We start from the raw sequence: 14,300 nt of genomic DNA on the forward strand, positions 1-14,300 counted from the left end.
CCCCTTTCGTTCAGCGCGGCGCCGCGGCCGTGCGGTCGCGCAATGCCACCATTTCGGCGAAGATGCGGTCGCCCTCGGTGAAAATTTCGGTACGGTCGCGCTTCGCCTCCGCGGCGACGAGCCGCGCCGCCTCGCGCTCGGCACGCCGACGCTGGGCGGCCGTCCGGCCGGTCGGCGCGGGACGCGGGGTGGCGGTCGGCTGACAATCGTAGACGGTCTTGCGATCGTGCTTCTGGCGATCCGCCACCGCGCGCGCATAGACGCTCGCCAGCTTCGTTCCCTGCAAGGACTGGACGAAGGCAGCGTCGCGGGCGGCATTCTGCGTGCGGTAGGCGTCGGTCGTCGCCGGGTCGCAATGCGGCACGACGAACATCTGATAGCGGTCGACGAGATCGTAGAAGGTCTGGCGATCGGCCTTGTCGGGCGATTGCGCTGCGGCGGTCGTCGCCAGCAGCAGTCCGCCCAGCGCCGCCCAGCCGCGCCTCACGACAGCAGCCGGGCGTTCACGACCTTCCCGTCCTTCGTCAGCCGGATCGCGTCGCCGATCTCGGCATCGAGCACCGGGCGCGCCTGTTCCTTGTCCCAGAAGGTCGAGAGGAAATTGTAGAGGTTGCGCGCAAACAGCGCCGAGGCGTCGGCGGGCAGCCGGCCCGCGACGTTGCGGTGACCGACGATCTTGACGCCGTGTCGCTCGACCACCTCGCCCGCCACCGCGCCTTCGACATTGCCACCCTGCTCGACCGCGAGGTCGACGACGACCGAGCCGGGGCGCATCGACGCGAGCTGCGCATCGCTGACCAGCCGCGGCGCGGGACGGCCGGGGATCAGCGCGGTGGTGATGACGATATCCTGCTTCGCGATGTGCGCGGACACCAGCTCGGCCTGCGCCGCCTGATATTCGGGCGACATCTCACCGGCATAGCCGCCCGAGCCCTCGCCCTCGATCCCGGCGACGTTCTCGACGAAGACCGGCTTGGCGCCGAGCGACTGGATCTGCTCCTTGGTGGCGGAGCGGACGTCGGTGGCCGAGACCTGCGCGCCCAGCCGCCGGGCGGTGGCGATCGCCTGCAGCCCGGCGACCCCGACGCCCATCACGAAGACGCGCGCGGCGCTGACCGTGCCCGCCGCGGTCATCATCATCGGGAAAGCGCGGCCATATTCGGCGGCGGCGTCGAGCACCGCCTTGTAGCCGGCGAGGTTCGATTGCGACGACAGGATGTCCATCGACTGCGCGCGGGTGATGCGCGGCATGAACTCCATTGCCAGCGCCTCCAGCCCTGCGGCAGCATAAGCGTCGACCCGCGCGCGCTCTCCGAACGGGTTGAGCCCCGCGACCACCCATGCACCGGGCGCCACCCCGGAGAGCGACGCCGGGTCCGGCCCCTGCACGCCCAGCACGATCTGTGCGCCGGCCAGCGTGGCGGCGCGGTCGCCGATCGTCGCACCGGCGGCGGCATAATCGGCATCGGCAAGCGACGCCGCCGCACCCGCGCCAGCCTCCACCGCCAGCGTCGCGCCGAGCGCCGCGAATTTCTTCACCGTTTCCGGCGTGGCGGCGACGCGGCGCTCGCCGGCTGCCTGCTCCCGAACGACCGCGATCTTCACCGCGCGGCTACGAGATGAGCCAGATGACGAGGAATGCGAGCAGGAAACAGGCGACGGCGCCATATTTGAGCAGACCGATCATGCTCGTATACGTTGCCTCATGTGCCTTCAGATCGGCAGGTTCGGCCATGATGATCCTCTTCCCCTTGGTCGGTTCGCGCAACCGTAGTTAAGCAAGGAGAAACAGGCAATATGGTGATGGTCTGATGATGCCAGGATTTAAGTTCCCCTTTACTCAAGGGCGCTAGGGCAGCATCGGACGAAACATGGGGCCGGGCCAGAACATGACGCGCAACGGACAACGTCTGCTGATGCTGATCGACGCCGAAGCCGCGCAGCGTCGCGTCGTGGCGACGATCGCGGCGCGTGGTGGCTGGCGGACGATCATGGCCGAGGACGCCGGCAGCGCGCTGGCGACGCTGGCGACCGAAGACGGGATGCAGCTCGACGCGATCCTGCTCCATCACGCCGAGGCCGATGTCGAGCCGGCGCCGGTGATCGCGCAGTTGCGCGCCTATCGTCCGCAGCTCCCGATCCTGCTGCTGACCGCGCACGCCTCGGTCGCGAGCGCCGTCGAGGCGATGCGCGCGGGGGCGACCGATTATCTCAGCAAGCCGCTCGCCCCCGAACGGCTGCTCCACGCGCTCGAAGCCGCGGTCGGCGCAACCGCCGGGGGCGAGCTGCGCCCGCTGACCGAGAAAATCCCGGCGATGCTCGGCTTCGACGAGATCGTCGGCACCGCGCCCGACTTTCGCGCGGCGCTGTCGATCGCGGCCAAGGCGGCGCGTGCGCGGGTCGCGGTACTGATCGAGGGCGAGAGCGGGGTCGGCAAGGAAGTGGTGGCCGAGGCGATCCACGCCGCCTCGCCGCGCAACGCGCTGGAGCGCGTCACGGTCAATTGCAGCTCGGTGCCCGCAAATACGATTGCCAGCGAGTTGTTCGGGCATGAGCCGGGCGCGTTTGCGGGCGCGTTCGAGCGACGGCAGGGTCGCTTCGTCGCCGCGCATGGCGGCACCCTGTTTCTCGACGAGGTCGACTGCCTGCCGCTCGACGCGCAGGCGCTGCTGATGCGCGTGCTCCAGAGCGGCGAGGTGCTGCCGCTCGGCGCGCGCCATGCGCAGGCGGTCGACGTGCGCGTGATCGCCGCCACCAACAAGAAGCTGGCCGACGAAGTGGCCGCCGGGCGGTTCCGCGAGGACCTGTTCTTCCGGCTGAACGCCGTCACCGTGCCGATCCCGCCGCTGCGCGAGCGCGCCAGCGACATCCCCGCGCTTGCCCGCCATCTGCTCGAGCGGATCGCCAGGCAGCCGGGCTTGCGTCACCTGAACATCACCGACGACGCGCTGACCCTGCTGATGCTGTACGACTGGCCGGGGAACGTCCGTCAGCTACAGAACGCGCTCTTCCGCGCCGCGGTGCTGTGCGAGGGTGACACGCTGACCCGCGCCGACTTCCCGCAGATCGCGGCGCTCGGCAACCGCCCCGCCCCCCGCGCTCGCGGCGAGGCGCCCGGCGTGGCGCTGTTCGGCGCAGACGGCCATCTGCGCCCGCTCGAGGAAATCGAATCGGACATCATCCGGCTGGCGATCGCGCATTATCGCGGGCGGATGACCGAGGTCGCGCGGCGGCTGGGGATCGGCCGTTCGACGCTGTACCGCAAGCTCAACGAGCTGGGGATCGACACCGCCGCCTGAAGGCGGCACGATTGCGGGCATGACACTGCCCTATGCCGATCGCGCCTACCTCGTAACGGGCGCCGCTTCCGGGATCGGACTGGCCTGCGCGCGGCATCTGGCGGCGGGCGGTGCCGGGCGGCTGGTGCTCGCCGACCGCGACGCTGGAGCGCTGGCTCGCATCGACCTCGGCTGCACGATCGATCTATTGCCCGGCGATGTCGCGGACGAAGCCATGTGGGACGACGCGGCGGCGGTGCTGACCGGGATCGACGGCGCGGTGGTCAACGCCGGGGTCGCGGGGGCGGGTGCGATCGCCGCCCTGCCGTTCGCCGAGTGGCGGCGGATCCTGTCGGCCAATCTCGATGGCGCGTTCCTGACGCTGCGCGCCGCGATGCGCGCGATGGAAGGCCGCAGCGGGGCGATCGTCGCGGTCGCCTCTGCGGCGGGGATCAAGGCCGAGCCCGGCGTCGCCGCTTATGGCGCGTCGAAGGCCGGGCTGATCCAGCTCGTCAAGGTCGCGGCCAGGGAAGGCGCGGCGCAGCGGCTCCGCGTCAATGCAATCGCGCCGGCCGGGGTCGAGACGCCGGTGTGGGATGCGGTGCCGATGTTCGCCGAACGGGCCGCGGCGATCGGGCGCGACGCGGCGTTTGCCGAACTGGCCGCGCTGGCGACGCCGCTCGGGCGCTATGCGAAGCCGGAAGAGGTGGCGGCGCAGGTCGGATTCCTGCTGTCCGACGCTGCGGCGTTGATGACCGGCACGGTGCTGGTGAGCGACGGCGGGTATCTGCTTTGATCGTCGCCCCGGACTTGATCCGGGGCCCCGCTACTTACCGCACGGCGTGGAAAAAAGCGGGACCCCGGATCAAGTCCGGGGTGACGACCGGAAGGTCACCACAGCACGCCGGTCTTGTCGGGCACCATCGGCTCGGGCGCTTCGTCGCCGATCGCCTGAAGCAGGTCGATCTCGATCGTGCGGCACATCGCGTTCAACGGCAGGTCGTGGACGGTGTTCGCGAACGGATCGACCAGATCGTCGCCGATCGCCAGCACCGCCAGGAACATCAGCCCCGCCACCGTCGAGCCGAGCGGCGTCGCGAAGCCCAGCGTCTCGACCAGCCCGATCGGCAGCAGGATGCAGAACAGGTGCGTGAAGATCGTCGGGAAGAAGCGATATTGATTGGGCAGCGGCGTGTTCTTCAGCCGCTCCATCCCGCCCTGCGCGTTGGCGATGTCGATCAGCACGCTTTCCATCGACGTTTGCTGAATGGTGTCGATCCAGCCGTTCAGGCGCGCTTCGTTGATGCGGCGGCCGGTGCCGTCGACGATGCCGTTGGCGGTGTTGGTGCGCGACAGCGCGAAGTCCGCCTCGCCCTTTGACAGGAACCGCAACACCTCGTCGTCCACCTTCTGCCTGCGCAACTGGCAGCGCAGCGCGTTCACATAGGCGATCTGGCGCAGCACGATCGTGCGCTTCATGTCGCGCGCCTCGGGATCGGGCAGGAAGTTGCGCGCGGCACGCGCCAGGTTGCGGCTGGCGTTGATCATCAGCCCCCACAGCGACCGCCCTTCCCACCAGCGCTGGTAGGCGGAATTGCTGCGGAACCCGAGGAACAGCGCCAATGCCGAGCCGAACAACGTCAGCGGCAATTCGGGCGCATGGAACGGCAGCACGTAATAAGTGATGGTGACGATGACGTCCCAGACGAACAGGACGACGAGCGGCTTCCAGACCTCACGAACGATCTGGGTGAGACGAGGTACTGCGGTAACGATCATGCCCGGCTAACGCACATCAAAAGGATCCGTGCCAGTTTCATTTCATTGCCGTCACGAGGGTATCGAGAGCGCCCGATCGCGCAAGCCCCGCCAGACGCGCAGCGCCTGTACGGTCTCCACGACATCGTGGACGCGTAGTAACTGCACGCCCGCCTGTGCGCCCGCAAGCGCCAGTGAGATCGATCCGCCGAGCCGCGCCGCAACCGGCGCTTCATTGTCGAGCGCACCGATCAGCCGCTTGCGGCTCGCGCCGAGCATGATCGGGCAGCCGAGCCCGTGGAACAGCGCCAGGCCGTTGAGAAGCGCGAGATTGTCGGCGAGCGACTTGCCGAAACCGATCCCGGGATCGACCATGATCCGCGCGCGATCCACCCCCGCGGCGACCACCGCATCGACGCGCGCCTCCAGCCAGTCGAACACCTCGGTCACGACATCGCGATAGGTCGGGCGACCGTGGCCGCCGGCTTTCGGGTCAGGCGAGTGCATCAGGATCACCGGTGCGCCGCTGCGCGCGACGATGTCCAGCGCGCGTTCGTCCCACAACAGCGCCGACACGTCGTTGACGATCGCCGCGCCCGCCGCCAGCGCCGCCTCGATCACCGCCGCCTTGCGGGTGTCGACCGAGACGAGCGCCCCGGCGCGCGCCAGTCGCTCGACCACCGGCGCGACGCGGCGCGCCTCGTCCTCTTCCCAGACCAGCGCCGCGCCGGGGCGGGTCGACTCGCCCCCGACGTCGATCACCGCCGCACCTGCCGCGGCCATCGCCATGCCCGCCGATGCCGCACCGGCCGGATCGTCGAGATGCGCGCCGCCGTCGGAGAAACTGTCCGGCGTGACGTTGAGGATCGCGGCGACCTGCGGCTGGTCGAAGCGCAAGGTCCGCTCGCCGAGCACCCAGGGCGCGCGCGGCGCGGTGATGCGCGCGTGGAGCGTCGCGGCGCGTTGGCCGATTTGCGCGATGTCGGCGACGGGGACGATACGGCGGGCGATCGGTTCGATCACCTCGTAGGCGGCGAACCATTGCAGCCCGCCCGCCAGTCGCGCGACATGGCCATCCGGGTAGGCGAAGGGTGCGTCGGTGAAATGGGTCGGGCGGAGGTGAAGCGTCATGCACTTGCGGTAGCGGGTTCACCCGTGCAGCGGAACCCGCCTGCCCTTTTGACCGTCGCCCCTGCGTAGGCAGGGGCTTATGTCTGTGTAGTCGGTCGTGACCGCCGGACACACGACCGACACCGATGTGTCCACGTCATCCGCATACGAGACAGACATGGGCCCCTGCCTGCGCAGGGGCGACGGCGTTCAGGGAAGCGTTGCGAACAGCGACATCAAGGGCAGTGCGTCCAGCAGCTTTCGCCAGCGCCACACCTGACACACCACCGTGGCGCGGCGGTGCGCCGAACATCTGGCGTGGTCGGGCGGACGGCTTCGATCCACTCCCCGCCCAACCCGCCGTCGCCCCTGCGCAGGCAGGGGCCCATGGCTGTCAAATCGGCTGCGGCGGCCAGACACTAAACCGACGCCAGTGTGTCAACGTCATCCGCACTCGGGACAGCCACGCCCTCGCAGAGACGACGACGATTACGGCTGCGTCGCGAGCAGATACGTCTGCCGCAGCGCGTCGATCGGTTTCAGCGCGCCCTCGGCCTCGTAATGCCAGAAGGTCCAGCCGTTGCACGCCGGCGCGCCCTGCACCGTCGAGCCGACCTTGTGGATCGAACCATTCGCACCGCAAGGCGACGACAAAGAGCCATCGGCGCGCACCATCGCCTGCCAGCGGCGCTTGGTGTCGACCAGCATCGTGCCGGGCGCGAGATAGCCGTTCTCGACCAGCACCCCGAACGCTACCTTCGGCTGCGACTTGGGGCTCTGCATCGTCGCCAGCGCCGATTCGTCGAGCGGCAGCGCGGCGGCAATCCGTTCCTCGGCGGCGGCGATATAATCGCCCTCGCGCTCGATCCCCATCCAGCGGCGGCCGAGCCGCTTGGCGACCGCGCCGGTCGTGCCGGTGCCGAAGAACGGGTCGAGCACCACGTCGCCAGGCTTCGTGCAGGCGAGCAGGATGCGGTACAGCAAAGCCTCGGGCTTCTGGGTTGGATGGACCTTGACCCCGTCCTTCTTCAGCCGCTCGCCGCCGCCGCAGATCGGGAATTCCCAGTCCGAGCGCATCTGCAGCTCGTCGTTGAGCGTCTTCATGCTGCGGTAGTTGAAGGTGTATTTCGCCTTCTCGCCCTTCGACGCCCAGATCAGCGTCTCGTGCGCGTTGGTGAAGCGCGTGCCGCGGAAGTTGGGCATCGGATTGGCCTTGCGCCACACGATGTCGTTAAGGATCCAGTAGCCGAGATCCTGCACCGCCGCGCCGACGCGGAAGATGTTGTGATAGCTGCCGATCACCCAGATCGTGCCGTCATCCTTGAGGATGCGGTGCGCCTCCGCCAGCCACGCGCGGGTGAAGGCGTCGTATTGCGCGAAGGTGTCGAACTTGTCCCAATCGTCGGTGACCGCGTCGACATGGCTGCCGTCGGGGCGGAACAGCTCGCCGCCGAGCTGAAGGTTGTACGGCGGATCGGCGAAGATCATGTCGACCGACTTCGCGGGCAGCGCCTTCATCTGCGCGATGCAATCGCCGCGCAGGATCTGGTCGAGCGGCAGCACCGCCGGCGTTTCCGCCAGCGTCGCGCGACGCCCGCGCACGACCTTTTCCATGACCCCCATCGAATTCCTGCTCCCCGTCTGCGAGCCCCAAAAGGGCGGGAAAGCGCGAGTCCGTCAAGAGTCGTGCGGCGAAGCGAGTCCGCGTTCCGATCGTTGTCAAGGCGGAACAAGACGAGTCCGTTTCTATATGTTGAGTCACCGGCGACTCGACAGACTCAAGCGGTGGTGGTGTGGCCGAAACGACTCAGAACGGCAAAATGCATTGTGCGACCGGCGCGAAGCTGCGGCGGTGGAGCGGCGACGGTCCGTGCTCGCGCAAAGCGGCGAGGTGCTGCGCGCTGCCATAGCCCTTGTTGGCGTGCCATCCGTAATGCGGATGTGATTCGGCGGCGGCGATCATGATCTGGTCGCGGGTGTGCTTGGCGACGATCGAGGCGGCGGCGATCGAGCGGCTGTGCGCATCGCCCGAGACGATCGCGGTCGCGGCATAGCCCCAGCGCGGCAGACGGTTGCCGTCGACCAGCACATGGCCCGGCGCGCAGCCGAGCACCTCCGCCAGCCGGTCGACCGCGAGCGTCATCGCCTTCATCGTCGCCCAATAGATGTTGAGCGTGTCGATCTCGGCGGGCTCGACGATGCCGACGCCCAGCGCCGCGCAATCGGTGAGCCGCGCATAGAGCCGCGCGCGCTCGGCGGCGGAGAGCTTCTTCGAATCATCGATCCCGCGCGGCACGCCCCTGGCGGGGAGCACCAGCGCGCAGGCGACCACCGGCCCGGCAAGCGGCCCGCGCCCGGCCTCGTCGACCCCGGCGACCGGCGGCAGGCAGGCGCGCTCGTGCTTCAGGCCGGGCATCCGCGCTCCCACAGGTCGAACGGCGCGTCGCCGAGCGCATGGCCCATTGGCCCGTGCCCTGCCCCCAGGCCCGGCGCGGCAAGCAGCGCGGCGCGGACGTAGCGGATCGCGCGCGCAATCGCGGGTTCGAGCGTCAGCCCCGCCGCCAGTCCGGTCGCGATCGCGCTGGCGAGCGTGCAGCCGGTGCCATGGCTGTGGCGCGTGTCGATCCGCGGGCTCGCCCATTCGGCAATCACGCCCTCGGCACCGATCAACCGATCGACCACCGTCTCGCCTTCGGCATGGCCGCCCTTCACCAGCACCGGCGCGCCGATCGTCGCGGCATAATCGCGCGCGGCGGGCTCGACGTCGGCAGCGTCGAGACCGTCGCGTCCGACCAGCGCGGCGAGTTCGGGAAGATTGGGGGTGACGAGCGTGCTCATCCGCGCGAGCCGCGCAAAGCCGGCGATGGTGGACGCGTCGGCAAGCTGCGCGCCGCTGGTCGCGACCATCACCGGGTCGAGCACGATCGGCGCGGCGTACAGGCCGCTCGCCAGCTCATCGGCCACGGCGGCTGCGATTGCGGCCCCGCCGAGCATCCCGATCTTGACCGCGTCGACGCCGATGTCCTCGACCACGCAGGTCATCTGTCGCCGCACCATCTCCGGTGACAGCGCCGCCACCGCCTCGACACCCAGCGTGTTCTGCGCGGTGATCGCCGTGAGGGCGGTCATCGCATGGCCGCCGAGCATCGTGACGGTCTTGATGTCGGCCTGAATACCCGCACCGCCGCCCGAGTCGGAGCCGGCGACGATCAGGACGCGCGCGATCGTCATGCGCGGTGATGCCGCTCGGTCGCGGCGGGGTATTTCTTCAAGGTCTTGCCGACCCGCGCCGGCCTGTCGAGCAATTCGCCGCCGCAATTCGGGCAGGTTTCGTCGAGCGCATCGGCGCATTCGGCGCAGAAGGTGCATTCCATCGAGCAGATGAACGCGCCGCCTTCGTCGGCGGGCAAATCAACGCCGCAGCGTTCGCAATCGGGTCGCATCTCGAGCATGGCGGGCGTTTAGCGCGGCGTGCCCGTTTCCACCACCTTCCGTTCGCCCTGAGGAGAGGCTGAGCTTGTCGAAGCCTCGTCTCGAAGGGTTCGCGCCGCAAACGTACTTCGAGACGGCATTTCGACAAGCTCAATGCCTCCTCAGCACGAACGGTGGCTAATCACCTCTTCGTCAATCCACGAACGCGCGCTCGATCACGAATTGCCCCGGGTTGGCGTTCGAGCCTTCGACGAATCCCTTGTGCTCCAGGACCGACGCGATCTCGCGGATCATCGCGGTCGAGCCGCACAGCATCACGCGGTCGTTCTCCGGATCGAAGCGCGGCTCGCCGTCCAGCCCCTCGAACAAGCGCCCGCTCTCGATCAGCGCCGGGATACGGCCGGTGGTATGGAAATCCTCGCGCGTGACCGCGGGGACATAATGGAAACGCATCGCCGCCTCGTCCGCCACCAACGGATCGTCGGCGAGCCGCGCGCTCAATTCGTCGTGGAACGCCAGATCGTTGACGCGGCGCACGCCGTGGACGACCACGATCTGGTCGAAGCGCTCGTACACGTCGGGATCACGCGCGACGCTGAGGAACGGCGCGAGCCCAGTGCCGGTCGACAGCAGGAACAGCCGCTTGCCGCCGAGCAGCGCGTCGAGCACCAGCGTGCCGGTCGGCTTCTTGCCGAGGTATAGCTGGTCGCCTGGCTCCACCGCCTGCAACCGCCCGGTCAGCGGACCGCCCGGCACCTTGATCGACAGGAACTCCAGCTCCTCCGCCCAGGCCGGGCTGGCGATCGAATAGGCGCGCATCACCGGCTTGGCGGGTTTGTCCTCGGTCCCGCCCTCGCCGGGGAGGCCGATCATCACGAACTCGCCGGACCGGAAACGGAACGAGGCCGGACGCTCGACCGCGAAGCTGAACAGATGCTCGTTCCAGTGGCGCACCCATTTGACCGCCACGGTGTTGAAGGCGGTCGATTCAGGGATAAGCACTGGCGCACGCAGGTCGGTCATCGGCGATCCGGTCTGATATGAGGATTTCTTGCGAATGGCGCGCATTATGGTGCGGCGCGGGAAGGGTCAACCATAGCTGGACTTGGGCGCGGGCAAGGCGCGTCAGTCACGCTGAACGAGCGGCGCCTGCACGAAGCGCAAGGCGACCCACTCGGCAGCGATCGCGATCTGCTCCGCAACGCCGGGCGCGGCGGTGTCACCGACCAGGGTCCCGGCGATCCGGCGGACAGCCCGCCCGTCCCCTTCCAGAGCCGCCGCGAACATCGCCAGCAAGGTCGCCTCCGCCGCAGTCACATGCTCCGCCCCGGGCATTCCGAAGCGCAGCCAGCGCAGTGCATGGCTGTCGAGCGACGCCATCAACCTGGTGAAGTCGGGCAGCGCCGCCATCACCCCGCGCCAACCGAAGCCCGGCGCGAGCGCCGCGCAGGGGCAGCGACCGGCCCGCGCGGCGGCGGTCCAATGCCGCATCGCGCCGATCAGGAAATGAAAATGCTCGTCGAGGTTCGGCGGCAGGCGGTCGAGGAAGCGGTACATGGATCACCTCGATTTGCGAATGCCTCGCAGTATCGAAGATCATGTGCACCGTCAATGTGCGGTCGGTCCGCAGCACGCGTGGGGTTACGGGATGCTGATCGCCGTCCCGGTCACGACCGGATAAGAGGTCAACGCCGCCTGACTAAGCTCGGCCGCCAATGACTGGGACTTGGCGGCACTCTGCGGGCCGGGGCGCACGGTGACCGCACTGCCATGCCACAGCACCGCCGGACTGCCGCGCTTGCGGATGCGGATCTCGACAGTGGTGCGCTGCATCGCGACGAATGACGACTTTCCGGACGCCAACGGGATGTTCACCCCCGACCCCATGACCGCCGGTGCGTCGCGGCGCGCGCGCGTGACCGATGTGCCGACGTCGCTCCGGCTCGTGATCACTTCCGCGACATAAGCGGCGTGGTCGCGGTCGTTGAGGATCGTGAAGCCGCGGTCGCCGAGCCGGGCGGTGGCGGCTTCGCGGGCCTGCCGGTCGAAGGCGTCGTCGGGATCTGCCTCGCCCGGCGAGGTGATCGCGATCGTACCGCCGCTTGGCGGTGTGGCAGCGCTGGCGTGCGTGGCCGCTGCCATCAGCGCCGCGCCGCTCGCCAGCATCCTGATCGTGCCCCGCGCCATATGCCCTGTCCTCGCTTCGCACCGGGACAACGCCCGACGTCGATAATGAGCCGATAGATCAGCGGCGCGGTTGCGCCCAGCCGCTTTCGCCGGGCGTGCGATCACCGCTAGCGCGTGGCCGGCGGCGCGGCGTCGATCGCCGCACCGAGCGGGTCCTTGACCGCCACCGCCCTGCCCGCTGCGGTGAAGTCGAGCAGTTCGTCGGCGCGCCGATCGTAGCGCGGCCAGCGCGGCAGCCCCGCGCCGTTCGGGTCCCCGGTCTTGGCGAAATTGACGACATAGGCGCTGATGGTGCGCGCCGCCTGCCGGTCGCGCGCCGTGGTCGCGTCGCCATATTTGATCGCGGCGGTGTCGAAGAAGAACGGAATGTCGGTGGCGTGGCCCGCGCCGGGCTTGCCGATCGACTCCGCCACATATGAAAAGCGATAGTGATAGGTCGGCGCGCCGGCCGCTGCGATCGCACCGGCGAGTTGACGCGCCCCCGCGACCATATAGCCGGTCGGCCCGCCGATATCGTTGTCGGTCGCGCCGATCATGATCGGCACCTTCGGAAACGCGCCGCTGCGATAGGCGGCGGCGGCATCGACCGCGACGACCCCATCGGCATAGGGGCTGGCGAAGGTCTTCACCGCCGATGGCGGCGTGAACATCGCCGCCAGGTTCAGCCCGTCGGTCACCTGCTGGGGCGACAGCGCGCGCAGCTTGGCCAGCGCGGCGGGATCGTCGCGCGAAATGCCCTTGCTCGCCGCGAAGTCGACGCCGATCTTCTCGGCGGCCGCCAGCCCGTCGGTGCCTCGACCGCCGCCGTCACCGCCCGACATCACGATCGCGCGCGCGAACAGCCCCCTGGCGAGCGGCGAGGTGACCATCGTGTTGACCGACATGCCGCCCGCGCTTTCACCGACGATCGTGACGTTCTTCGGATCGCCGCCGAACGCGGCGATATTGCGCTGGACCCACTGGAGCGCGGCAAGCTGGTCCATATAGCCGTAATTGCCGAGCCGCCCCCGGTCGGGGTCCTGCGCGGTCAGTTGCGGGTGCGCGAAGGTGCCGAACCGCCCGAGCCGGTAGTTGAAGCTGACGAACATCACCCCCTGCTTCGCGAGATTGTCGCCCGCATAGGTCGGCGGCGAGGCGCCACCGTTCACGAACCCGCCGCCATAGATCCACACGATCACCGGCAGCTTCGCCTTCACCGCGGCGGGCTTCCACACGTTGATCGTCAGGCAATCCTCGGCGGGCGTGGTGCCGAGCGGCGCGGCGTCGCTGGGGAACGGCAATTGCATACAGTCGTGGCCGTAATCGGTCGCCGGACGGACGCCGCTCCACCGCGCGGCGGGCTGCGGCGCGCGCCAGCGCAGTTCGCCGACCGGCGGGGCAGCGAAGGGGATGCCCTTCCAGCTCGTGACGCCAGCGGCGGTGCTGCCCGCGACCTTGCCGGACCCGGTCGCCACTGTCTGAGCCTGCACGGTGCCGGAGAGCAAGGCGCCACCCATCGCGAGCACCATCATGCCGAACTTTATCATCGCCTCTTCCCGCTCCCCTGCAACGACCCGCCGTCGTCGTCCGTGTCGCCTTCGTAGATGGCATCTTCGATCCGCCAGACAAAGCGTTGATTGAACGACGATTGCCGTCGCGACGATCGAAGGCCGCGCGCACCGCGACGCAAGGCGGGCTGCGGTACGTGGCCGTCAGGAGTGCAGTTCGTTCTTCACCTGTGCGTGTGCCAGCAGCGCGAACAAGCCGGTGCCGCCGACGATATTGCCGAGCAGCGCCGGCAGCACGAACCCGCCGATCGCCCAGCCGGCACTCGCCTGCCCCGCCCACATCAGCAGGAACGCCTCCGACGCGCCGGCGACGACGTGCGCGAAGCCGCCGAGCGAGATCGCATAGGTCACCGCGAAGACGATCCAGAAATCGCCACTGTTCACCGCCGATCGGATCCACGCGATCGAGGCGATCAGGAAGCCCGCCGGGATCGCCTGCATCAGCGTGTCGACCGGGGTACGCTCCAGCAACTTGGCCGAGACGTCGATCATCCCCGCCAGCGTGTCCGCCGGCTGGATGTGCGCAAATACCGCCAGCGCGGTGGCGATCAGCGCGCCGAACATGTTGGCGGCGAAGATCACGCTCCACAGCCGCGCGAGCAGCAGCAGGTTGCGGCGCGTCGGCGCGCGCACCACCGGCAGGACCGCGACCGCGGTGTGCTCGGTGAACAATTGCAGGCGACCGAGAATGACGATCAGGAAGCCCGCCGGATAGCCGAGCGCGACGACCGGCTCCGCCCAGCGCGCCGCCGGCAGATAATGGCGCAGCGCCCCGCTGACCCACACCGACGCCATGATCGCGATCCCGGCCGCGAAGCCCGACCAGAACAGGGACGCGATCGGGCGTGCGAGTTCGTCCTCCCCCTGCTCGACCACCGCGGCATGAACGACGCGCGCCGCCGGGGCGCTGCGCTGTTCGGCTTCCTCGTCTTCGCTCATCTGTTCGTCGTGCCGATCGGACATCGCAGCCTCCAGGGTGCCGGTAACG

At 69.0% G+C, this 14,300-nt stretch carries 16 protein-coding genes; 2 read left to right on the forward strand and 14 right to left on the reverse strand.

Going from position 1 to position 14,300, the window contains the following annotated elements; translation table 11 throughout:
• Positions 1-10 precede the first annotated feature (10 nt).
• Genes PGN16_RS07955 through PGN16_RS07965 form a run of 3 tightly spaced genes read right to left on the reverse strand, consistent with a single transcriptional unit; the run spans position 11 to position 1,735 of the window.
• A complete protein-coding gene (locus PGN16_RS07955) occupies positions 11-487 on the reverse strand; it encodes a hypothetical protein (protein ID WP_335308879.1) in 477 nt (158 codons plus the stop codon).
• Entirely contained in the window at positions 484-1,605 is a 1,122-nt protein-coding gene (locus PGN16_RS07960) for an NAD(P) transhydrogenase subunit alpha (RefSeq protein ID WP_335308880.1), read from the reverse strand. Before PGN16_RS07960 ends, PGN16_RS07955 begins: the two co-directional genes overlap by 4 nt.
• Positions 1,606-1,612: 7 nt before the next feature.
• Positions 1,613-1,735, reverse strand: a complete 123-nt coding sequence (locus PGN16_RS07965) for an aa3-type cytochrome c oxidase subunit IV (protein ID WP_159759386.1) — start codon at positions 1,733-1,735, stop codon at positions 1,613-1,615.
• A gap of 154 nt (positions 1,736-1,889) precedes the next feature.
• Between PGN16_RS07965 and PGN16_RS07970 the strand changes: the two genes are divergently transcribed.
• Together PGN16_RS07970 and PGN16_RS07975 are read left to right on the forward strand one after the other, a co-directional pair.
• Positions 1,890-3,299, forward strand: a complete 1,410-nt coding sequence (locus PGN16_RS07970) for a sigma-54-dependent transcriptional regulator (protein ID WP_335308881.1) — start codon at positions 1,890-1,892, stop codon at positions 3,297-3,299.
• Between the two features lie 19 nt (positions 3,300-3,318).
• On the forward strand, positions 3,319-4,074 hold the full coding sequence (locus tag PGN16_RS07975; protein WP_335308882.1) for an SDR family NAD(P)-dependent oxidoreductase: 756 nt from the start codon (positions 3,319-3,321) through the stop codon (positions 4,072-4,074).
• A gap of 95 nt (positions 4,075-4,169) precedes the next feature.
• Here PGN16_RS07975 and PGN16_RS07980 read toward each other — a convergent pair whose 3' ends face one another.
• From PGN16_RS07980 to PGN16_RS08030, 11 genes are all read right to left on the reverse strand, one after another.
• Complete coding sequence (locus PGN16_RS07980) at positions 4,170-5,057, reverse strand: bestrophin family protein (protein ID WP_335308883.1); 888 nt, start codon at positions 5,055-5,057, stop codon at positions 4,170-4,172.
• Positions 5,058-5,108: 51 nt separating this feature from the next.
• Complete coding sequence (gene folP, locus PGN16_RS07985; protein WP_335308884.1) at positions 5,109-6,167, reverse strand: dihydropteroate synthase; 1,059 nt, start codon at positions 6,165-6,167, stop codon at positions 5,109-5,111.
• A 468-nt stretch (positions 6,168-6,635) separates the two neighbouring features.
• Complete coding sequence (locus PGN16_RS07990; RefSeq protein WP_335308885.1) at positions 6,636-7,769, reverse strand: site-specific DNA-methyltransferase; 1,134 nt, start codon at positions 7,767-7,769, stop codon at positions 6,636-6,638.
• 184 nt (positions 7,770-7,953) lie between these two features.
• Positions 7,954-8,562: a ribonuclease HII gene (locus PGN16_RS07995; RefSeq protein ID WP_335308886.1), complete on the reverse strand. Its 609-nt coding sequence runs from the start codon at positions 8,560-8,562 to the stop codon at positions 7,954-7,956.
• Positions 8,550-9,377: a bifunctional hydroxymethylpyrimidine kinase/phosphomethylpyrimidine kinase gene (gene thiD / locus PGN16_RS08000; RefSeq protein WP_335308887.1), complete on the reverse strand. Its 828-nt coding sequence runs from the start codon at positions 9,375-9,377 to the stop codon at positions 8,550-8,552. The genes PGN16_RS07995 and thiD overlap by 13 nt, the downstream gene beginning before the upstream one ends.
• Positions 9,374-9,598, reverse strand: a complete 225-nt coding sequence (locus PGN16_RS08005) for a DUF1272 domain-containing protein (RefSeq protein WP_335308888.1) — start codon at positions 9,596-9,598, stop codon at positions 9,374-9,376. The genes thiD and PGN16_RS08005 overlap by 4 nt, the downstream gene beginning before the upstream one ends.
• A 172-nt stretch (positions 9,599-9,770) precedes the next feature.
• On the reverse strand, positions 9,771-10,601 hold the full coding sequence (locus tag PGN16_RS08010; protein WP_335308889.1) for a ferredoxin--NADP reductase: 831 nt from the start codon (positions 10,599-10,601) through the stop codon (positions 9,771-9,773).
• Between the two features lie 102 nt (positions 10,602-10,703).
• Complete coding sequence (locus PGN16_RS08015; RefSeq protein ID WP_335308890.1) at positions 10,704-11,135, reverse strand: hypothetical protein; 432 nt, start codon at positions 11,133-11,135, stop codon at positions 10,704-10,706.
• Positions 11,136-11,219: 84 nt separating this feature from the next.
• A complete protein-coding gene (locus tag PGN16_RS08020) occupies positions 11,220-11,765 on the reverse strand; it encodes a hypothetical protein (RefSeq protein ID WP_335308891.1) in 546 nt (181 codons plus the stop codon).
• 107 nt (positions 11,766-11,872) lie between these two features.
• The gene (locus tag PGN16_RS08025; RefSeq protein WP_335308892.1) at positions 11,873-13,291 is read right to left on the reverse strand and encodes a carboxylesterase/lipase family protein; all 1,419 of its coding nucleotides are present in this window, start codon (positions 13,289-13,291) and stop codon (positions 11,873-11,875) included.
• Positions 13,292-13,456: 165 nt separating this feature from the next.
• Positions 13,457-14,275, reverse strand: coding sequence for a formate/nitrite transporter family protein (locus PGN16_RS08030; protein ID WP_335308893.1), 819 nt, complete (start codon positions 14,273-14,275; stop codon positions 13,457-13,459).
• Positions 14,276-14,300 lie beyond the last annotated feature (25 nt).

This window comes from Sphingomonas phyllosphaerae, assembly GCF_036946485.1.
Lineage (GTDB): Bacteria > Pseudomonadota > Alphaproteobacteria > Sphingomonadales > Sphingomonadaceae > Sphingomonas > Sphingomonas phyllosphaerae_E.